Source organism: Desulfobaculum senezii, assembly GCF_054657395.1.
Map to the genome: position 1 here is coordinate 1,246,844 of NZ_BAAHYU010000003.1, position 18,071 is coordinate 1,264,914.

The 18,071-nt window shown below is 61.8% G+C and carries 19 protein-coding genes and 3 tRNA genes; 12 read left to right on the top strand and 10 right to left on the bottom strand.

Going from position 1 to position 18,071, the window contains the following annotated elements; genetic code table 11:
- Window positions 1-89: 89 nt before the first annotated feature.
- Complete coding sequence (locus ACYQ2T_RS14600; RefSeq protein WP_459901527.1) at window positions 90-485, bottom strand: cytochrome c3 family protein; 396 nt, start codon at window positions 483-485, stop codon at window positions 90-92.
- A 311-nt stretch (window positions 486-796) separates the two neighbouring features.
- Here ACYQ2T_RS14600 and cbiM point away from each other — a divergent pair, with 311 nt between their 5' ends.
- Window positions 797-1,411: a cobalt transporter CbiM gene (gene cbiM, locus ACYQ2T_RS14605; RefSeq protein ID WP_404843093.1), complete on the top strand. Its 615-nt coding sequence runs from the start codon at window positions 797-799 to the stop codon at window positions 1,409-1,411.
- Window positions 1,412-1,610: 199 nt separating this feature from the next.
- A complete protein-coding gene (locus ACYQ2T_RS14610) occupies window positions 1,611-1,895 on the top strand; it encodes a hypothetical protein (protein WP_459901529.1) in 285 nt (94 codons plus the stop codon).
- A 140-nt stretch (window positions 1,896-2,035) separates the two neighbouring features.
- On the opposite strand, the gene ACYQ2T_RS14615 is transcribed toward ACYQ2T_RS14610, so the two are convergent.
- The 3 genes from ACYQ2T_RS14615 to ACYQ2T_RS14625 form a co-directional block, all read right to left on the bottom strand.
- Window positions 2,036-2,287, bottom strand: a complete 252-nt coding sequence (locus ACYQ2T_RS14615) for a hypothetical protein (RefSeq protein WP_459901531.1) — start codon at window positions 2,285-2,287, stop codon at window positions 2,036-2,038.
- A 135-nt stretch (window positions 2,288-2,422) separates the two neighbouring features.
- A complete protein-coding gene (locus ACYQ2T_RS14620; protein ID WP_404843090.1) occupies window positions 2,423-2,713 on the bottom strand; it encodes a hypothetical protein in 291 nt (96 codons plus the stop codon).
- Window positions 2,714-2,937: 224 nt separating this feature from the next.
- Window positions 2,938-3,351, bottom strand: a complete 414-nt coding sequence (locus ACYQ2T_RS14625; protein ID WP_459901532.1) for a response regulator — start codon at window positions 3,349-3,351, stop codon at window positions 2,938-2,940.
- Between the two features lie 310 nt (window positions 3,352-3,661).
- On the opposite strand from ACYQ2T_RS14625, the gene ACYQ2T_RS14630 reads away from it, so the two are divergent.
- Window positions 3,662-3,844, top strand: coding sequence for a ferredoxin (locus tag ACYQ2T_RS14630; RefSeq protein WP_459901533.1), 183 nt, complete (start codon window positions 3,662-3,664; stop codon window positions 3,842-3,844).
- Between the two features lie 96 nt (window positions 3,845-3,940).
- Here ACYQ2T_RS14630 and ACYQ2T_RS14635 read toward each other — a convergent pair whose 3' ends face one another.
- Together ACYQ2T_RS14635 and ACYQ2T_RS14640 are read right to left on the bottom strand one after the other, a co-directional pair.
- Window positions 3,941-4,159: a hypothetical protein gene (locus tag ACYQ2T_RS14635; RefSeq protein ID WP_459901535.1), complete on the bottom strand. Its 219-nt coding sequence runs from the start codon at window positions 4,157-4,159 to the stop codon at window positions 3,941-3,943.
- Window positions 4,160-4,204: 45 nt separating this feature from the next.
- A complete protein-coding gene (locus tag ACYQ2T_RS14640; protein ID WP_459901537.1) occupies window positions 4,205-5,029 on the bottom strand; it encodes a tetratricopeptide repeat protein in 825 nt (274 codons plus the stop codon).
- Between the two features lie 213 nt (window positions 5,030-5,242).
- Here ACYQ2T_RS14640 and ACYQ2T_RS14645 point away from each other — a divergent pair, with 213 nt between their 5' ends.
- From ACYQ2T_RS14645 to ACYQ2T_RS14655, 3 genes are all read left to right on the top strand, one after another.
- Complete coding sequence (locus ACYQ2T_RS14645; protein WP_459901539.1) at window positions 5,243-8,008, top strand: ABC transporter substrate binding protein; 2,766 nt, start codon at window positions 5,243-5,245, stop codon at window positions 8,006-8,008.
- A 73-nt stretch (window positions 8,009-8,081) separates the two neighbouring features.
- Entirely contained in the window at window positions 8,082-9,188 is a 1,107-nt protein-coding gene (locus ACYQ2T_RS14650) for a cobalamin B12-binding domain-containing protein (RefSeq protein ID WP_459901541.1), read from the top strand.
- Between the two features lie 65 nt (window positions 9,189-9,253).
- Window positions 9,254-10,168: a GGDEF domain-containing protein gene (locus ACYQ2T_RS14655; protein WP_459901543.1), complete on the top strand. Its 915-nt coding sequence runs from the start codon at window positions 9,254-9,256 to the stop codon at window positions 10,166-10,168.
- Window positions 10,169-10,195: 27 nt separating this feature from the next.
- On the opposite strand, the gene ACYQ2T_RS14660 is transcribed toward ACYQ2T_RS14655, so the two are convergent.
- The 4 genes from ACYQ2T_RS14660 to ACYQ2T_RS14675 form a co-directional block, all read right to left on the bottom strand.
- Window positions 10,196-10,272: transfer RNA gene (locus ACYQ2T_RS14660), tRNA-Arg, on the bottom strand.
- A gap of 91 nt (window positions 10,273-10,363) precedes the next feature.
- On the bottom strand, window positions 10,364-10,855 hold the full coding sequence (locus tag ACYQ2T_RS14665) for a DUF3124 domain-containing protein (RefSeq protein WP_459901544.1): 492 nt from the start codon (window positions 10,853-10,855) through the stop codon (window positions 10,364-10,366).
- Between the two features lie 175 nt (window positions 10,856-11,030).
- A tRNA-Arg gene (locus ACYQ2T_RS14670) sits at window positions 11,031-11,107 on the bottom strand.
- 110 nt (window positions 11,108-11,217) lie between these two features.
- A tRNA-Arg gene (locus ACYQ2T_RS14675) sits at window positions 11,218-11,294 on the bottom strand.
- Between the two features lie 177 nt (window positions 11,295-11,471).
- Between ACYQ2T_RS14675 and ACYQ2T_RS14680 the strand changes: the two genes are divergently transcribed.
- The 6 genes from ACYQ2T_RS14680 to ACYQ2T_RS14705 all read left to right on the top strand — a co-directional run bounded on the left by ACYQ2T_RS14680 (window position 11,472) and on the right by ACYQ2T_RS14705 (window position 18,066).
- The gene (locus ACYQ2T_RS14680) at window positions 11,472-12,188 is read left to right on the top strand and encodes a phosphoadenosine phosphosulfate reductase family protein (RefSeq protein ID WP_459901545.1); all 717 of its coding nucleotides are present in this window, start codon (window positions 11,472-11,474) and stop codon (window positions 12,186-12,188) included.
- Between the two features lie 110 nt (window positions 12,189-12,298).
- Entirely contained in the window at window positions 12,299-13,396 is a 1,098-nt protein-coding gene (gene ispG, locus ACYQ2T_RS14685; protein ID WP_404843080.1) for a flavodoxin-dependent (E)-4-hydroxy-3-methylbut-2-enyl-diphosphate synthase, read from the top strand.
- On the top strand, window positions 13,397-15,157 hold the full coding sequence (locus ACYQ2T_RS14690) for a proline--tRNA ligase (RefSeq protein WP_459901547.1): 1,761 nt from the start codon (window positions 13,397-13,399) through the stop codon (window positions 15,155-15,157). It abuts the gene before it with no gap.
- A gap of 3 nt (window positions 15,158-15,160) precedes the next feature.
- On the top strand, window positions 15,161-15,769 hold the full coding sequence (locus ACYQ2T_RS14695; protein ID WP_459901549.1) for a LysE family translocator: 609 nt from the start codon (window positions 15,161-15,163) through the stop codon (window positions 15,767-15,769).
- Window positions 15,770-15,775: 6 nt separating this feature from the next.
- Window positions 15,776-17,176, top strand: a complete 1,401-nt coding sequence (gene xseA / locus ACYQ2T_RS14700) for an exodeoxyribonuclease VII large subunit (RefSeq protein WP_459901550.1) — start codon at window positions 15,776-15,778, stop codon at window positions 17,174-17,176.
- Window positions 17,173-18,066 carry a M23 family metallopeptidase gene (locus tag ACYQ2T_RS14705; protein WP_459901552.1) on the top strand — a complete coding sequence of 298 codons (894 nt, stop codon included), beginning with the start codon at window positions 17,173-17,175 and terminating at the stop codon, window positions 18,064-18,066. Before xseA ends, ACYQ2T_RS14705 begins: the two co-directional genes overlap by 4 nt.
- Window positions 18,067-18,071 lie beyond the last annotated feature (5 nt).

Below are 18,071 nucleotides of genomic sequence, written 5' to 3' on the forward strand. Positions count from 1 at the left end.
AACTCCGGCGCGTCCGGGAGTGGAAAAAAGCGCATCCGGGGAGCGGCGCTTGCGCGTCCCCGGATGCGGATACGTGGCGTTACGCGGAGCTACTCGGCGTGGCACTGCTTACAGCTGGTGGGGCCGTACGGTTCCTTGGCCTTGCGCTTGATGCGGTGACAGCCGAGGCAGCTGCGCTCGGTGCTGGCATGATAGGACCGGTAGTAGGACTGCTCGCCCTTCTTGTCCGGGTACAGGTCATGGCAGCCCGAGCTTTTACACTTCATGATGTCGGAAGAGCCGTCCCACGTGTGGTGGCAGGCTGTACACTCAAGGTCGCCGTGGTTGGCATGGGGAAAGACCACCGGCGGCTTGGTGGCTTTTTCGCCATCAGGCACCATGAGGGTGATGGGGTCCTGCGGGGCTTCCATCCCGGCAAAGGCCGGGGCGAAACACAGGCCCACAAGGGCGAGAATGCCCATGAAAAGAACAGCTGTGCGCGACATGTAAACCTCCGTTCTGTACCATAAAAGGTGAATACGTCATAAAACAGACAAAGAAACGGAAATCCCGCACACAATATCAGCAAGCGGTTACTCCGTGCAAGTGCAACCATGCATGAATCTATTCCTTTTACCAGAGGCGGTACAGAGGCGCGTGCCGCTAAAAATCCGCTCCGCAGAAACACTTTTGCGTCAGAGCCGCAGCGGTGGAGTCAACACCCATAAATTGATTGACGAATTCCGCCCCCGCCGCATCGACGCGTGACACGTGCCAAGGGTTCGTGTAATCCGGTGGGAACCATCAGGGAGGATGTATGCATATTTCCGAAGGCGTGCTGACGGCCCCGGTTCTGCTTGGCGGCGCGGCACTGACGACCCTTGGTACGGCGCTTGGCCTGCGCGCTGTGGATTATGACAGGCTGATGCGCGTGGCCATACTTTCCGCATTCTTTTTTGTTGCCTCGCTGGTGCATGTGCCGGTGGGGCCATCCAGTGCGCACCTTGTCCTGAATGGCCTGCTGGGGCTTTTTCTGGGCTGGGCGGCTTTCCCTGCCATCCTTGTGGGGCTGACGCTTCAGGCTGTGCTGTTCCAGTACGGCGGCATTACCACCCTTGGGGTCAATACCTTCACCATGGCCGCGCCTGCGGTGCTGGCGCATTACGTGTTCCGGCGCTTTGTGACGCGCCCGGGCGGGTGCCGTGTTGCGGCGTTTTTGTGCGGCGGGACGGCAGTGCTGGGCGCTGGCGTGCTGGTGGCCGTGGCCCTTGCCCTGTCCGGCGACGCGCTGCTTCCGGTCGCGCAGATGATTCTTGTGGCGCACCTGCCTGTGGCCGGTGTTGAGGGGGTTATCGCGGCCCTGACTGTGTCCTTTCTGCTTCGGGCGCGCCCGGAGATGCTTGCGCCACTGCACCGGCATGGGGCGCTGTAGCCCGAAGGGCCGCACTGCGTCTTTCGCGGCATAGGCAAGGTGGTGTGCTACGTTCTTCCGGTGGAATTCAGCGGCGACGCTATGCTCCATCCTGTTGAAAAAACAGGCTTTGGGCCTTGGGCAACTTCGTGCTAGGGTGCGTTCACGGCAGGTCGTCGGGACCGCGTGGACAAGTCAGACCCACAGCAAGGAGTGAGGCATGGGAACGGAACAGGGACTGCCGCTGGAGGAGTTGAGCAAGGATCAGCTTCTGGAGCAGCTTGAAGGTGGGCTGTATTCGCTCATTACCGAGAATCCGAAGTACGAGCAGTTGGCGCAGATGGCCATTGCCCTTGGCATTAAGGACTTTGTGCGCAACACCTATAGCGAGGCCGCCGCTGACGACATTGCCGACGTGTTTGCCGATGGCGAGACGGCGCTTGTGCGCTTCGTTTCCTTTGTTGGCGAGCGTGGTCTGCTGGACCTCGACGGCGACGACGAATAGTCCCGGCCGCTGTGCGCGGGGCACCATCCCGCCGGACCTGCTGGGTGCCGGCGGTACGGGGCGGCCTGTGGGGCTTGCCCTTTTCTGTTAATGACGCTTTCCGTCCGTATGGGCGGGAAGCGTTTGTGTTTTGTAGGGGGCTAGTCGCTTGTGAGGGTGTAGCCCTTGGCCTTCATGCAGCGGCGGACAAAGGCGTCCTGCTCTTCAGCCGTTCTTTCGGATTGGTGCCAGCTGCCGTCTTCGGCCTGCTCGTGGGCGGCGTCCCAGCGGCAGTTTTCCAAATCGACGTTCAGGTTTCGTTCGCCTTTGGGGTGGGTGTAGTGCTGGCCGCCGCATGCGGCGAGCAGCAGCGTGCCCGCAAGGGCGAGGGACAGGGCAAGGTGCTTGGTCATGGGGCCTCCGCTGTGATGCAGTGTATCGATGCTCGCTTGTCGTATAACGTCATGCGATTGTTGTAAATACGACGAACACCCCGCCGGGGCGGGGTGCTCATGATGGGGCGTTCTTTTCATCCGGTGTGCGTCGGACTAGGTGTTGGTATTGAAGACAGTGCCCTTGCCGACGGTTGCCGCCTGCAGGACATCCTTTTGGAAGTCATAGTCCGAGTTGCTTCCTCCGCCAAAGGGCTTTGCGTTCATGAAGTCGAGGGTCTTGGTGACGACCTGTGCCCCGAAGGTCGTCTTGTCCACGGGGGCGAGAGGGTTGGGGGAGGAGGACCCGGATTGGTTCATGTAGTCCAGCGTTTTGGAAACAACTTGTGCGCCAAAGGTCTGCCGCGCCATCTTGGATGCCGCGTTGCTGATGCTGAAATTGGACATGCTCGTCCCTCCCCGTTTGCAAGACGAAAACAACGCCTTATCTGCTCTATCGGCAATTGCGCGGGGAGCTTTAGCCCCGGCGCGCAGGGAAGAGGGCGGCGCGCAGAGAGCACACAGCCCGCCCGCCGGGGAAAAAGCGCGCTACGGGTGGGCCGCATGCGTTGTGTGTTGCGAAAGGGTGTTGGTTGCTTTCGGAGGCGAAGACGGCAGGGGGGCGAAAGGGGCTATTCAGAATCGGTACAGAGGGAGTGCGGGGCTGCCGCGGGCGGACAGTCGTTGACTGGGGCGGAGGTCTGGACGGCGTGGATGAGGTCGTATTTTGTGTAGGGTTTGATGAGGTACCCTGCAAAGCCTGCTTTGTTCTGCCTGCTGATGTCGTGCCGCGCAAAGGCGGTGACGGCGATGATGGGCGGACAGTAGTCCTCGCCAGCGTCCCGGCGGATGTGGGTGGCGGCCTCTATGCCGTCCATGACGGGCATCTTGATGTCCATAAGGATGACATCAAAGACCGCGGCGTGGGCAGCCTCAAGGGCCAGCATGCCATTTTCCACGGCCGTGACGGCATGCCCCTCGTCTTCAAGGGTAAGCCGCGCGCTTTCGCGTGTAATGCATTCGTCCTCAACCAGAAGAATGTGCATTGCAACTACCTGTTTATACAATGGAAAAAGGACATTTTCGCCGCCGCTTAACACAGATGGATGGGACATCGTATGAGGCGGGAAATAACCTGTCAAGAGGGTTTGTTAAACCAAGGCGGTCAGTTGCGGATGCGGGAAGTGCGCATGCGTGCACAGCGCGCAGTACGCCCCCCGCAAAAGTGGCACGTAGCAGGCGCAATTGAGCGTGCAGGGTGAAAAGGGCTGTGTCTTTCAAATTTTACTGGTCAAATGTTTGGAGAAGATTGTAAGAAGAAGGAACGTCTATTCCAAACATATGGAGGCATTGCATATGGCTGTTGTCATCGATGAAGAAGCATGCATGGGTTGTGAGTCTTGCGTAGAAATCTGTCCTAATGTCTTCAAGATGGATGATGAAGGAGAGAAGGCCATCGTCATCAAGCCAGACAGCACGGAGGAATGTGTGGAAGAAGCCATTGATTCCTGTCCTGCGGAGGCCATTTCGCAGGAGTAGGAGCGGATTTTTTACGTATGTCATGAAAAAGGCCGGGGGAACCGGCCTTTTTCATGTGCTGCAAAGATGGTGTGGGGGGGATGGGCGTGGCGCGGGCTACTCTCCCTGCGCGATGAATTCCGCCACCCTGTCGTGGTCCTCGGGATAGCGCAGGCCGTTTGGCGTTACGATGATGCTGGGGCGCATCATGTCGGAGCGCGAATCCTCCAGCGGCAGGATAATCCAACCGCTGTCGCCTTCCTTGCCGACTACCATGTCTCGTTCGTCGTCACGTGCGGTGCGCCACGCGCGGGCGATGCTTGCTTTCAGGTCCATAGGCGTCGTGTATCCTGCTGATTGGTGATGGTGATATGGGTTTGGTTACTCGGTCTTTTCCATAATTTTACGCGCTTCGTCCAGTCCCGGGTCGGCCTCCAGGGCGCGGCGGGCGTACTCGTAGGCGTCGTCGCGCTTGCGCCATGCAAGGTAGAGCTTGCTCAGGTTTAGCAGCGTGCGGGGATGGTTGCCGAACTGGCGCAGGGCGTCCTTGTAGACGGTTTCCGCCTTGGCGTACTCCTGCATGCCCAGATAGGCGTTGACGCAGTGCTGATAGGCGGCGGCGTCGCCGGGGAAGCGGGCGCGGCTTTCCTCCAGCACCTCTGCGGCCTCCACAAACAGCTCCGCGTCCAGCATACGTTTGCCCACATCGGTGATGACGCCGGGGGTGTCGCCGTATTCATCCACCACCCGCCGCAGGTAGGACTTGGCGCGCGGGGTTTCCCCGGTGCGGAAGTATTCCTCGGCGTGCGCCAGATATTCCTGCCGCTTTTGGTCCATGGCGGCGCGGGTTTGCTCTTCCTTTTCGCGCTCCAGGTCTTCGATGCGCGTTTGCAGAATATCCAGCCGGTTGACGATAAGGGCCGGGTTGCCGTCGTACTTGATGTACGGTCTGACGCGCATGTGCATCTTGGCCAGAATGTCCAGAATACCGGGGTTGGTGCTGAATGTGCCGCAGAAGTCCTCCAGCATGAACTTGAGCTCAATTTTTTGCTGCCCGTAGAGGTTGCGGCACTTGGGCACGGTTTGGAACGCTGTTTTGGCGGCGGCAATAGCCTTTGTGTAGTCCTCTTTCTGCAGGGCGTGGGAGGCGCGGGCGATGTTGCGCCGGACACGCTGAAACGGGGTACCTTGTTGGCCTTGGAGCATGACCTTCCCTCGGATGATGCGGTTTGGTCGCCTGCTGTGCTGGCCGCTGCGGCGACAGTCTATATCCCAGAGACACCCTGATGGCAACGCTGTTAACGGCTTGGAGTGTTGTCGAATTATCGGCTTTGCGATAGCGTGTATGTATCGATTCTTGTGTCAATTTGACGTGTCTATCGTTAGCCGGCGTTGTGCTCGCTGTGGAGGCTGTAATCCATGAATCCAAACACGTTGCGCGTGGCGCGTGTTCCATTTGGGCTGTTTGTTTTGGGGCTGGTCGCCTGCGGCGCGCTGTTGTGCGCTACCTCCAGCGCTGCGCAGGAGTCCGTCGCCCGGCGGAATGTTCTGACCCTACACTCCTACCACCCTTCGGTGTGGACCGACAATATCCAGCGCGGATATCAGGCTGTGCTGGGCGATTACGCCGATGTTGATATCGCCGTGGAATATATGGATGCCAAACGCGACAGCACGCCTGCCTACCAGCACGCGCTGTTTGCGGCCTATCAGCGCAAGTACCGCAAAACACGGTTTGATGTGGTGCTGACATCGGACAATATCGCCCTAGAATTTGCCTTGCAGTACCGGCGGGAGCTTTTTCCCGATGCGCCCATTGTCTTTTGCGGGGTGAACGGATTCTCGCGCGGTATGCTTCGGGGGCAGTCCGGGGTGACGGGGGTGATTGAGCGCGGCGACTTTGCAGAAAACATCAAGGTGGCCAGAACGCTGTGGCCGCAGGCCAATACCGTCTACGTGGTGGCGGACCGGACAACGACGGGCGAGATTAACCTTGCGCGCTTTCGGGATATTATGGCGCTGAAGCATCCGGACCTTGCGGTTATCGTCCTGCGGGACTTTATGTCCGATGACCTGCTGCGCAAGCTGTCGAGCCTGCCGCAGGATTCCTTTGTCTTTCTCCTCTCCTTCTGGCGGGATATGCTGGGAGACTACATCTCCGAGGACCGGCTGCATGATGTGTTGCAGGCGAGTTCGGTGCCGGTGTTCAGCCGCACGGAGTGGTTTATTGGTGCGGGCGTGATGGGCGGCAAGTGTGTGAGCGGATTTGACCAAGGCCGCAGGGCGGGGCTTATGGCCGCGCGGATTCTGTCCGGCGATGCTGTGGCGGACATCCCCGTAGAGCACGAGGGCCGCGCCCGTTTTCTTTTTGATCAGAGCGAGATGGAACAGCATGGCATCAACGCCGAAGCGCTTCCACCGGGGAGCGAGGTCCTCGGCGGGGACGACAAGGGCATGCGTTTTCGCCCTGTGACGGTGATGCTGTTTGGCGGCGCATTTGCGGCGCTGTTTGTCCTTGTGGTGGGCTTTGGCGGGGTGCTTGTGTCGCTGTACCGCTCCCGCCGGGCGCTGGAGGCCGAGCGTGACCGCTCCGCGCGCATTATCGAGAAGACCCCGGCCATTATCTGCGGTGTTACCGCAAGCGGCGAGACGACATTTCTCAACCCATTTGGCGAGGCCGCCACGGGCTACCATCAGGAGGAGCTTGTGGGGCGCAATTGGTGGACCACCTGCTATCCCGGCGAAAGCTACGCGCAGGTGGAAAAGCTGTTTAGGGAGATGCAGGGGCTGGATGTCTCCGGCTACGAGATGGACCTCACGGCGAAGGACGGCACCACCCGCACCATTATGTGGACGTCCATGAACCGTTTTGCTCCAACAGGTGAACTGCTGGAGGTGGTCGGCTTTGGTGATGACGTTACCGAGCGCCGCGCGGCGGAACGCGCCCTGCGCGAGAGTGAAGGCCGTTACCGCCTGCTTTTCGAGGCCGCGCATGATGGCATTTTTATCCTTCGCGGCGGGCGGCTGTGGGACTGCAATCCGAGCTGTGAGGAGCTGATGGGCGTATCGCGCGAGCAGATTCTTGGCACAACGCCGACAGATTTTTCGCCCCGCAGGCAGCCCGGAGGGGGGCTTTCATCGGAGCAGGCGGCGGAGCTGCTGGAGGCGGCGGAGCAGGGCCACAGCCGCGTGTTTGAGTGGCGTCACCGCCGGGCCGATGGGACCATGTTTGATGCGGAAGTGTCTCTGTCTGGCTTTGTGGTGGATAACGTGAATTACGTGCAGGCCATCGTCCGCGACGTGACCGAAATGCGCCGCATGCGCGAACTGATGACCCAAAACGAAAAGATGCTCTCCCTTGGCGGCCTTGCGGCAGGCATGGCGCATGAACTGAACAATCCCCTCGGCGCGGTACTGCAAAGTGTGCAGAACATTGAACGCCGGTTTTCGGAATCGCTCCCGTCCAATACGCAGGTCGCGGGTGAGGTGGGCGTCAACCTTGATGCTGTGCGGCAGTATTTGGAGCGCCGGGGTATAGACAGAATGCTGACGGGCATCCGTCAGGCTGGGACGCGGGCGGCGAGCATTGTCCGCAATATGTTGGAATTCAGCGATTCCGTAGACGGCGGGCGCGAGCCGTGCCGCATTACGGAGTGCGTGGACAGGGCCATAGACCTGCTGGCGGCGGAAATGCGGCAGAAGCAGACGGACCTGCTTTCCGGCGTGCGCATCGAGAGGGAGTTTGACGCCGCGGCCCTGTGCGTCCCCTGCAACCGTGCGGAGCTTGAGCAGGTGCTCCTGAATGTGTTGCGCAACGCCGTGCAGGCCGTGCAGGAGACCGTGCGCGAGGGCGAGGAAGGGACGCTCCGCCTGACCACGCGGCTTGAGGGTGGCTATGTGGTGGTGGAGGTGGAGGACAACGGACCGGGTGTGCCCGAGGCGGACCGGCGCCGGGTGTTTGAACCATTCTTCACCACGCGCGACCCCGGGGAGGGGACGGGTCTTGGGCTGTCCGTGTCGTATTTTATTGTGACGCAGAACCATGGCGGCGAATTTTATGTGGAACCAGCCGCCAGCGAAAAAGGGGCGAGGTTTGTCATCCGCCTGCCCTACGGCGATGCGTGCCGCGTGGACGAAGGGAAGACGCAACACGGGGATGTTGGCAGCGGGCGTGCGGCCCACTGAACCGCGCGACGTGTGATGGCATGCAAGGGGGACGCTTATGATTTCCGGAGCAGGTGAGTGGTGGAAAGAGACGATGTCGCAGTTGGTTGAGGAGTCGAAGGGGCTGCCTCATGTGCCGCCTGATGTTGTGGAGGAATATCTGCGGCAGTCGCCGCGTATGGCGGAAGCGGTAAGCCGGTCTCTTGGTCAGCGTGATGACCTTGGCCTGCTTATTGGGGCTGCGCCTGTGAGTATGATGCATGACAACCACCGTCATCACGGCGCATTTATGGCGGATGTGTTTCTGCTGCGCGCGACAACGTTGCTGGTGAACATGATGCCGTGGGTCTACCGGGCGTACTCGGGGCAGGGCTTTGCGTATGAGTACTTTCGGGTGGAGCTTGAAGCGTGGCGCACGGTTCTTGCCGAAACCTTGGGGCAGGAGCAGGCTCGCGAAATAGTGGCGTATTATGACTGGCTGCTGGACAAACACGACGATGTGATTCGTCTGGCCGAGGCGGCAACCCCATGGACGCCGGAGCTTCCCGGTGCGTGGCAGTCGGTGTATGAGGAATTTTTGGAATGCCTGCTGACGGCGGACAGTCCGCGCTGTATCGCCATTGGGCGCGAGGCCGTGGGCGGATTGGAGCCGGGGCCGTTTTATCTGCACGTGGTACAGCCCGCGCTCTATACCGTTGGGGAAATGTGGGCCGAGGGCAAGGTGACCGTGGCGCAAGAACATTTGGCCTCTACCCTCACCGCGCGGACGCTGGCGTCGCTGTTTGTGGATGGCATCTATGTGCCCAAGGTGCGCGGCAAGGTACTGGTAACGGCCTCGCCCAACGAGTTTCATGAAATCGGGGCATGGATGGTCTCCAGCTGTTTGGAATACGACGGATGGAACGTGTTGTACCTTGGCGCCAACACCCCGCATGAAGCGCTCATCCGCATGGCACGGGCGGAGCAGCCCGATATTATCGCCATTTCCATGACCACTCCGTTCAACTTTCGCAGTATTTATCAGTTGATACAGGACGTGCGGGCTATGCCGGAGCTTGCGGAGTGCCGCATTATGGTTGGCGGGCAGGCCTTTGGCTGGGATGAATCCATCGCGGAGGCGATGGGGGCGGACGCCTACACACAGGACTGCATACAGGCCGTGGAGTGCGCCAGACGCTGGTGGCGCGAGGCAGGACAGTGACGCTGTTTGAGGCGTGGCGCAGAAATAGTGACGTTGTGCACCAGTTCTGCGACGCGTCGGAAACCATGCTTTTTGCATTTATTGACGCATCGGAGCGCATTGTGGAGTGCAGCGATGGCTTCCGCCGCGCGTCTGGCTCCCATCAGCCACTTGCGGGGCAGCCCCTTGAGGAGGTGTTCTGTATGCCCGGCGGTGAACCTGTCGAGCTTGTTCCATCCATTCCGCCCACCTTGTCCTTGCCTGCGCTGTGCCGGTTCCACGGCGACACGCGGCTGTTTCGTGTGGTGCTGTTTGCTGTGGACGGTGGATTTTTGCTGCTTGGGGAGTTTGTGGGCAGTGCGGAGCGCAAAACGCTGGAGAATCTTGCGCTGTTGACCGGGGACCTCGTGAACATCAGCCGCGAGATGGCCTCGAAAAACCGCGAGCTGGAGGCCGCCAACGCCAAGATTGAAAAACTCAGCCGGACGGATGAATTGACGGGCCTTGCCAACCGCAGGGCGTTTTTTGAGTATTTGGAAAGCCTGCTGGCGCAGGCGGCGCGGCAGGGGGTTGCGCTGTCGGTGATTATGATGGACATCGACCACTTTAAATCCATCAACGATACCTACGGCCATGATGTCGGCGATGTGGTGCTCCGCCATGTGGCGGGGATTCTGGCGGCTGGGTGCCGCCGGGAGGATTTGGCCGGGCGCTTTGGCGGGGAAGAGTTTGTGGTGGCGTTGCCGCACTGTGATGCTTCGGACGGCTACGCCTTTGCCAGCCGGGTCCGTGAGGCATTGGAGGCGAGCGAGGTCGTCCCCGGTGAATCCCGCCGCGTGACGGCGAGCTTTGGCGTTTCGTCGTACAAGCAGGGCGATGATAGAGGGGCCATGGTCCGCCGTGCGGACGAAGCGCTGTATACAGCAAAGACGAGAGGGCGCAACCGCGTGGTGATGGAGCAGGGCACGGGGCCGACATCAGACGCAACAAAAAAGCCCTGAAGCATATGCTTCAGGGCTGTACTTACGTGGTGGGCCCGGCAGGATTCGAACCTGCGACCTACTGGTTCGTAGCCAGGCACTCTATCCAGCTGAGCTACGGGCCCACGTCGTTGGCGCGAAAACGTGTCTATGGTTTTCAGCCGTTACCGTCAAGCACTTTTTTGAAAAAATTCCGCAAGCTGCCTGAAAAATCCGCTACCGCACGGCGTCCTTTTCCGAGAGGATGCGCCCCGGCCGTACGAAGGAAATCCCGAGGCTGGATTCCGTACTAATCATCAGCGCCTCCACCACAGGGTTAGAGACGCGCGTTGCGGCTTCCCACTCCACAATGAAGTTGGCCCCGGACCCGCCGGTTGTATCCTTGAGGCTGACGATGAATTCCTGCGTGGCCATGGACGGAATGACGATGGGTTCCCGCACGTAGGAGCGCACAAGGTGGCCCTTGGTGTCGTAATAGCGCACGGCGGTGAGGGTGATATCCTCGCGGCGGTTGGTGTTGCGGATGCTGACCATGGTGGTCATCTGCACCGCGCGGTTTTTGGCGCCGTGGTACACGTGGGAATAAACGGGAACGTACACGCTCTGCCCCTTGCTGGCCCCCAGCCGCTCGGCGGCAAAGGCGGAAGCCGTGAAAAGAACGCAAAGCGCCACAAGGGCAAAAGTCATGAAGCCGGAGCGGAAACGCATGGCTGCCTCACTGTGTCTGCGGTTGAACCGGATAAAGTAGGGCCACAGTAGCAATGCTTGGCGCGGTTGTCATGATGGAGCGGAGAAAAGTTTTGGGGAGGGGGCCGCTTCGGCGCGAGGGGCGCTGTAGGGCAATAAAAAGCCCTGAAGCATATGCTTCAGGGCTGTGATGTCGTGGTGGGCCCGGCAGGATTCGAACCTGCGACCTACTGGTTCGTAGCCAGGCACTCTATCCAGCTGAGCTACGGGCCCACATCGTTGGCGCGGGAAGGTGTTTATGGTTTTCAGCCTTCACCGTCAAGCACTTTTTTGGAAAGGAAAAGAAAAAGCCCTGAAGCATGTGCTTCAGGGCTGTACTTACGTGGTGGGCCCGGCAGGATTCGAACCTGCGACCTACTGGTTCGTAGCCAGGCACTCTATCCAGCTGAGCTACGGGCCCACGTCGTTGGCGCGAAAAGGTGTTTATGGTTTCCGGCCTTCACCGTCAAGCACTTTTTGGAAAAAAATCCCGGTCAGTCGGCATTCATTTGAGCGGCGGCGCTTGTCAGGGGCTTTGGTGGTGCGGTATTGCACCCCCCGCGCAGGCTCGGCAGAGCAGGCGTGAAGGAGGACTCCCATGACACACCAAACCCTACCGCAGCTTGAGGCGTCTGCCAAGACGCTGGATGAAAAGGTTGCCTCGGCCATCAGCTTTATGACCCAGCTGGCCGAAACGTTTGACCCCACGCGCATTGCCGTGGCGTGGACGGCGGGCAAGGATTCCACCGTGGCCCTCGCCCTGTGGCGCGAGTGCCTTGGCGCGGTGGCCCCAGCCGTCACCCCCCGTGCATTATCTATAGATACTGGATGCAAGTTCCCCGAAGTGGTGGCCCTGCGCGATGACGTCGCCGCCGCGTGGGGGCTGGACCTCACCGTGGCGCGCCCGGACGTGGACCTTGCCGCCTACCCGCTGGCGCAGGACAAGGTGGCCTGCTGCCGCGACCTCAAGGTCGCCCCCCTAGGCCGCGCCATTTGCGAGCAGGGCGTGGACCTTGTGCTGTCCGGCGTGCGCGCGGACGAACATCCCTCCCGCGCCCAGCGCCCCAGCTGTGAGGCGCGCCATGACCCGGACCACGTGCTGGCGCACCCCGTTTTGCATTTTACGGAGATGGACGTGTGGGCGTATATCATGGACCGGGGATTGCCGTATTGCACCCTGTATGCGGACGGCTACCGCTCTCTTGGTTGCGTGCCCTGCACGGCCCGGGCTGACGCCGCCGCCCCGGAGCGCGCGGGACGTGATGCGGAAAAGGAAAGGAATCTGGAAGTGTTGCACAGTCTGGGATATTTCTAGCTGTGGCGCTGTTTTTCCATTGCGGCCAAGGCTTCGCTGGTCTGCGGGCGCTCTTGGCTTGTGGATGGAAATCGTATAACAAGTGTACGCTTCCAAGGAGGCGCTGAAGCATGGAAAACACAATCCTGTCCGCGCGGCGTTCGTCGCGCGTTATCCGTGTGGGCAATGTGCCCATCGGCGGGGGGCACCCCGTTGTGGTGCAGAGCATGACCAACACGGACACACGCGATATTGACGCCACTGCCAGACAGATTGACGAACTGGCCGCCGCAGGGTGCGAGATTGTCCGGCTTGCCGTGCTGGATGATGACGCCGCCCGCGCGCTGGTGGAGATTAAAAAACGCGCCGTAGTGCCGCTGGTGGCCGATATTCATTTTGACCACAGGCTGGCGCTGGCCGCCGTGGATGCCGGGGTGGACGCCCTGCGCATCAACCCCGGAAACATTGGGGATGAACAGGCGGTGGACAGCGTGGTCCGCGCGGCCAAGGCCGCCGGAGTGCCCATCCGCATCGGCGTGAATTCCGGCTCCGTGGAAAAGCCCCTGCTGCGCAAGTATGGCGGCCCCACGCCGGAGGCTATGGTCGAAAGCGCCCTTGGTCATGTTCGCCTGCTGGAAGAGCGCGACTTTTTCGATACGAAGATTTCCCTGAAGTCCTCGTCGGTCCTGAACACCATCGCGGCCTATCGCCTATTGGCGCAGCGCTGCGACTATCCGCTGCACATTGGCGTAACCGAAGCCGGAACACTGACCCGCGCCACGGTGAAGTCGTCCGTTGGCCTTGGCATTTTGCTGGCCGAAGGCATTGGCGACACCATGCGCGTTTCCGTCACGGGCGACCCCGTGGATGAAATGGGCGTGGCGTGGGAGATTCTGCGCTCCCTCGGGCTGCGGGCGCGCGGGCCGGAGATCGTCTCCTGCCCCACGTGCGGGCGTACGGAAATTGACCTCGTCGGCCTTGCCGGTGAGGTGGAGCGCCACCTGCGCGCCGTGACCGAGGTGTTCACCGTGGCCGTTATGGGATGCGTGGTCAATGGACCCGGCGAGGCCCGGGAGGCGGACATCGGCATTGCCGGTGGCCGCGGTCTCGGCATCATCTTCCGCAAGGGTAAGGTCATCCGCAAGGTGAAGGGCGATGAGCATCTCGTCCCGGCCTTCCTTGAGGAATTGGACACATTTCTTTTAGAACGACGAAACGAGGAAAACTGAATGCGCCTGAGCAGAATGTACGTCCCTACGCTGAAGGACGCCCCGGCGGACGCCGAGGTCATAAGCCATAAACTGTTGGTCCGTGCGGGCATGATCCGCAAGCTGACCTCCGGCATCTATACCTTCCTCCCCCTTGGTCTCAAGAGCCTGAACAAGGTCAAGACCATCGTGCGCGAGGAGATGGAACGCGCCGGCGCGCAGGAAATTTTCATGCCCACGGTCCAGCCCGGCGACCTGTGGAAGGAATCCGGCCGCTGGGAGTTCTACGGCAAGGAACTGCTGCGCTTTCAGGACCGCCACGGCAGGGATTACTGCCTTGGGCCCACGCATGAGGAGGTCGTCACCGACCTGCTGCGCGGCGAAGTGCGCTCCTACCGTCAGCTGCCGCTGAACGTGTTCCAGATTCAGACCAAGTTCCGCGATGAAATCCGTCCCCGCTTCGGCCTGATGCGTGGCCGCGAATTCATGATGAAGGACGGCTACTCCTTCGACGCCAACGACGCCGGCGCGGATGAAAGCTACAAGGCCATGTTCGAGGCCTACAAGCGCATCTTTGCCCGCATGGGCCTGCGCTTTAGCCCGGTTGAGGCCGACTCCGGCGCCATTGGCGGCAGCTTCTCCCACGAATTTATGGTCTTTGCCGATACCGGCGAGGACACCATTGCCGTGTGCCATGGCTGTGGCTACGCCGCCAACCTCGAAAAGGCCGAAGTCTGCGCCGCGTGCGAGCCGTGCGGCGAGACCTGCGACGCCATCCAGGACGTGGAAACCCCGAATCAGCACACCGTTGAGGAAGTGGCGGCCTACCTTGGCGTCACCCCGGACCGCATCATCAAGACGCTGCTCTATGATGTGGGCGGCGAAGCTGTGGCCGTGCTGGTGCGCGGCGACCGCGAGCTCAACGAAGTGAAGCTCAAAAACGCCCTCGGCGCGCAGGAAGACCCCGCCATGGCCAGCCCCGAGCAGGTGCGTGAGTGGTCTGGCGCTCCCGTAGGATTTGCCGGGCCTGTGGGCATCACGGTGTCCCGCATTCTCGCTGACAATGAGCTGCAGGGCGGCACAGACTACGTTGCCGGTGCCAACAAGGGCGACACGCACATCAAGCATCTGGACCTTTCCCGCGATGTGAAGGTGGACGCTTTCGCCGACCTGCGCGTTATCACAGAGTCCGACCCCTGCCCCCGTTGCGGCGGCGCGCTGGAGCTGACCAAGGGCATTGAAGTGGGCCACGTGTTCAAGCTGGGCACCAAGTATTCCGAATCCCTCGGCGCAACCTTCCTTGACGAAAACGGCAAGGAAAAGACTATGATCATGGGTTGTTACGGCATCGGTGTTTCCCGCGTGGTGGCCGCGTGCATTGAGCAGAACCATGACAAAGACGGCATCGCCTTCCCGCCGCCCATCGCGCCCTACGAGGCCACCGTGGTCTGTCTGGACCCCCGCAAGGAGGACATTCTGGGCAAGGCTGAGGAAATCTACGAGATGCTGAGGAGCTGGGGCATGGACGTTCTGCTGGACGACCGCGACGAACGCCCGGGCGTGAAGTTCAAGGACGCCGACCTCATGGGCATGCCCATGCAGATTGTGGTTGGCGGCAAGGGCCTCAAGAAGGGCATCGTGGAAGTGAAGGACCGCCGCGCCGGCGAAAAGTCCGAACTGCCCGTGGCCGACCTTGAGCGCGAGCTGGGCCTGTGGCGCAAGAAAGTCTGGGCTGGCTGGAACCTTGCGGATTCCGCCGACGGCCCGGAAGGGAATCGATAAATCATGACCTTGGCCGGACTCCTTGCGTTGGCGGCGACCTTTCTTGTCATGGCGGCTGTCCCCGGCCCCGCCATTGTGGCGGTGGTGTCGCGTGGGGTGACGCAGGGCGCAAAGCCTGCCCTCGTCTTTGGTCTCGGGCTGGTGCTCGGCGACCTTGCCTACCTGACGGCCGCCATGTGCGGCATGGGCGTTGTGGCGCGGGAGTTCGGCTGGGTGTTCACCTGCATCCGGTATGCGGGTGCGGCGTATTTGATGTGGCTTGGGCTGCGCAGTCTGCTGCGGCCCAGCCGCGTCCCCGCCCGGGCGCTGACGCCCGCTGGCGGCGCGCGGACCCTTGCGGCTGGGTTGGCGCTGAATCTGGGCAATCCGAAGATTATTGTGTTCTACTGCGGCATTCTGCCCGCGTTTGTGGACCTTGCGGTGCTGACGCCCCTTGAGGGCGTGGTGGTTGCCGCCGTGGCCATGAGCGTGGTGTACGCCGTTATCACGGCCTATGCCCTGCTGGGGACGGCTGGCGGCGCGCGGTTTGGCAGTGGTGCAGCCATGCGCCGCATGCAGCGCGGGGCCGGAGCCGTCATGCTTGGCGCTGGCGTTGCCGTGGCGGTCGAGTAGGGCGCTATGCCGCATATTTTCGACGTTACCGAACTCACCGCCGCCGTGAAGGACGTGCTGGAGAGCCAGTTCCCCTTTGTGTGGGTGCGCGGACAAATCGGCAACATCACCCGGCCCCGGAGCGGGCATATCTATTTTACCCTGCGCGATGAGGGCGCACAGCTCTCGGTGGTGTGGTTCAAGGGCAACCAGCGCTTCATTGAGCGCGGCGGCGTGGACCCCGTCACCGGCGAGGTGCACGAGGACGGCTACCGCCCCACGCTGGAAGAGGGGCAGGAAGTCGTCTGCGCCGGGCGCATCAATGTCTATGCCCCGCGCGGGCAGTATCAACTGATAGCCGAGTTGGTGCAGGAGCAGGGCGTTGGCCGCTTGCACATGGAATTTGAAGCCCTCAAGGCCAAGCTGGCCGAGTTGGGCTACTTTGACAGCTCGCGCAAGATGGCCTTGCCGCCGCACCCCTCGCGGGTTGCGGTTGTCACCGCGCCAACGGGCGCGGCGGTGCGCGATTTTTTGCGCATTGCCGATGACCGTGGCTGGGGCGCGCAGATTCGCGTGTATCCCTCGCTGGTGCAGGGCGACCGCGCTCCGGCGCAGGTTGCGGAGGCCATAAACCGCGCCGACGCCGACGGCTGGGCCGATGTGGTGGTGCTCATCCGTGGCGGTGGCTCGCTGGAGGACCTGTGGGCCTTCAATACCGAGCCGGTGGCCGATGCCATCTACAACTGCCGCGTGCCGGTGCTCTCCGGCATTGGACATGAGGTGGATACCACTATTTCCGACTTTGTGGCCGACGTCCGCGCCGCCACGCCCACCCACGCCGCGCAGATGCTGTGGCCCGAACGCGAGGCCCTGATGCAGGACGTGGACATGCTGGAGCAGTCCCTGCTGCGGGCCATGGACGGCCTCCTTGAGGACAAGGGCGCGTCCCTTGCCGCCATGGAGCGCGCCGTGTCGTGGCTGTCCCCGGCGCGCCGGGTGGAGCACTGGCTGGAGCGCTTCCAGAGTGGAGCGCGCTCCCTTGACCGCGCCATGCAGGGGTACTTGGCGCGGCGGGAGGCGGCGGTGCAGGCCGCCGCGGACGCCTTGCCCCGTGCTTACGGTCCCCGCGTGCTGGATGAGCGCCAGCGGAGTGTGGACGCGCTGTGCGCGCGCATGGAGCTTGCCGCCGGGGCGCTGGTGCGCGGCGCGGAGCAGCGCTTTGCCCTGGCATCGTCGCGCCTTGACGGGGCGGACCCGGAAAAGCCCTTGGAGCGCGGGTACGGATTGGTCACCCTTGAGCGCACCGGAACATTTCTTCGTTCAGTTGATGAGGTCTCGGATGGAGACAGGCTGAGCATCCGCGTCCGCAATGGTCGTGTTGCTGCCGATGTGACAGGAAAGCACAAGGACAAAGAGGACGAGACATGAACAGACGGCATTTCCTCGCGCTGACTCCCGGCATTGCCGCGTGGTGCCTTGCGCCCACGGCGGCCATGGCCGCGCAGGAGCCAACGCTGCAGGTCACAACGGACGCTGTGCACGTTGGTGAGGCGTTCTTTGTACGCATTTTTTCGCCGGTCCCGGTCTGGGAGGTTCGCCTCTCGTGGATGGGAGAGACGCTGACGCCCGCCCTTCGTGGCGAGAGCGGCGGCTACGGCACATGGGTGGCGCTGGCCGCCGGACTGGACGTGAAACCCGGCAGTGAGGTACTGGAAGCCGAGTTTCAATTGCAAAATGGCACAAAGCAGGTGAGCCGCGGCGTCATCGTGCATGACCGGAGCTATCCAGAACAGCACCTGAAGGTGGCGCGCAAAATGGTGCACCTGAGCAAAGAGGCGCTGGAGCGGCACTACCGCGAAAAGGCGCTGACCAAAAAGGTGCTGGATTCGCGCTCGTCGGAGCGCTTCTGGCAGCCGCCTTTTGTGCGCCCGGTCAAGGGGAGCATGTCCAGCGCCTTTGGTCTGCGGCGGTTCTTTAACGGCGAACCGCGGCGGCCCCACAGCGGGGTGGACCTGCGCGGCCGTACGGGAACGCCCATCCACAGCTTTGCCGCCGGAGAGGTAGCCCTGACCGGCAACCATTATTTTTCCGGCAACGTGGTCTACGTGGACCACGGGCAGGGGATGGTCACCGTCTACTGCCATATGTCGCACATTGATGTGGAGGAGGGGCAGTTTGTCTCCGCCGGGCAGGTGCTCGGCAAGGTGGGCGCCACCGGGCGCGTCACCGGCCCGCATCTGCACTTTGGCCTGTCTGTGATGGGCCATATGGTGGACCCCATGCCCCTGTTTGCGGGCACGGGCGTTCCGGACATGTAGGGGGA

What these genes read in the sequence shown, in the direction of transcription:
- ACYQ2T_RS14645 (WP_459901539.1), top strand. Translation starts at nt 5,243, where the DNA reads ATGAATCCAAACACGTTGCGCGTGGCGCGTGTTCCATTTGGGCTGTTT.
- ACYQ2T_RS14655 (WP_459901543.1), top strand. Translation starts at nt 9,254, where the DNA reads ATGCTTTTTGCATTTATTGACGCATCGGAGCGCATTGTGGAGTGCAGC.
- ACYQ2T_RS14620 (WP_404843090.1), bottom strand. Translation starts at nt 2,713, where the DNA reads ATGTCCAATTTCAGCATCAGCAACGCGGCATCCAAGATGGCGCGGCAG.
- ACYQ2T_RS14615 (WP_459901531.1), bottom strand. Translation starts at nt 2,287, where the DNA reads ATGACCAAGCACCTTGCCCTGTCCCTCGCCCTTGCGGGCACGCTGCTG.
- cbiM (WP_404843093.1), top strand. Translation starts at nt 797, where the DNA reads ATGCATATTTCCGAAGGCGTGCTGACGGCCCCGGTTCTGCTTGGCGGC.
- ACYQ2T_RS14630 (WP_459901533.1), top strand. Translation starts at nt 3,662, where the DNA reads ATGGCTGTTGTCATCGATGAAGAAGCATGCATGGGTTGTGAGTCTTGC.
- ACYQ2T_RS14625 (WP_459901532.1), bottom strand. Translation starts at nt 3,351, where the DNA reads ATGCACATTCTTCTGGTTGAGGACGAATGCATTACACGCGAAAGCGCG.
- ACYQ2T_RS14635 (WP_459901535.1), bottom strand. Translation starts at nt 4,159, where the DNA reads ATGGACCTGAAAGCAAGCATCGCCCGCGCGTGGCGCACCGCACGTGAC.
- ACYQ2T_RS14610 (WP_459901529.1), top strand. Translation starts at nt 1,611, where the DNA reads ATGGGAACGGAACAGGGACTGCCGCTGGAGGAGTTGAGCAAGGATCAG.
- ACYQ2T_RS14705 (WP_459901552.1), top strand. Translation starts at nt 17,173, where the DNA reads ATGAACAGACGGCATTTCCTCGCGCTGACTCCCGGCATTGCCGCGTGG.
- ACYQ2T_RS14665 (WP_459901544.1), bottom strand. Translation starts at nt 10,855, where the DNA reads ATGCGTTTCCGCTCCGGCTTCATGACTTTTGCCCTTGTGGCGCTTTGC.
- ACYQ2T_RS14650 (WP_459901541.1), top strand. Translation starts at nt 8,082, where the DNA reads ATGTCGCAGTTGGTTGAGGAGTCGAAGGGGCTGCCTCATGTGCCGCCT.
- ACYQ2T_RS14690 (WP_459901547.1), top strand. Translation starts at nt 13,397, where the DNA reads ATGCGCCTGAGCAGAATGTACGTCCCTACGCTGAAGGACGCCCCGGCG.
- xseA (WP_459901550.1), top strand. Translation starts at nt 15,776, where the DNA reads ATGCCGCATATTTTCGACGTTACCGAACTCACCGCCGCCGTGAAGGAC.
- ACYQ2T_RS14695 (WP_459901549.1), top strand. Translation starts at nt 15,161, where the DNA reads ATGACCTTGGCCGGACTCCTTGCGTTGGCGGCGACCTTTCTTGTCATG.
- ACYQ2T_RS14600 (WP_459901527.1), bottom strand. Translation starts at nt 485, where the DNA reads ATGTCGCGCACAGCTGTTCTTTTCATGGGCATTCTCGCCCTTGTGGGC.
- ispG (WP_404843080.1), top strand. Translation starts at nt 12,299, where the DNA reads ATGGAAAACACAATCCTGTCCGCGCGGCGTTCGTCGCGCGTTATCCGT.
- ACYQ2T_RS14680 (WP_459901545.1), top strand. Translation starts at nt 11,472, where the DNA reads ATGACACACCAAACCCTACCGCAGCTTGAGGCGTCTGCCAAGACGCTG.
- ACYQ2T_RS14640 (WP_459901537.1), bottom strand. Translation starts at nt 5,029, where the DNA reads ATGCTCCAAGGCCAACAAGGTACCCCGTTTCAGCGTGTCCGGCGCAAC.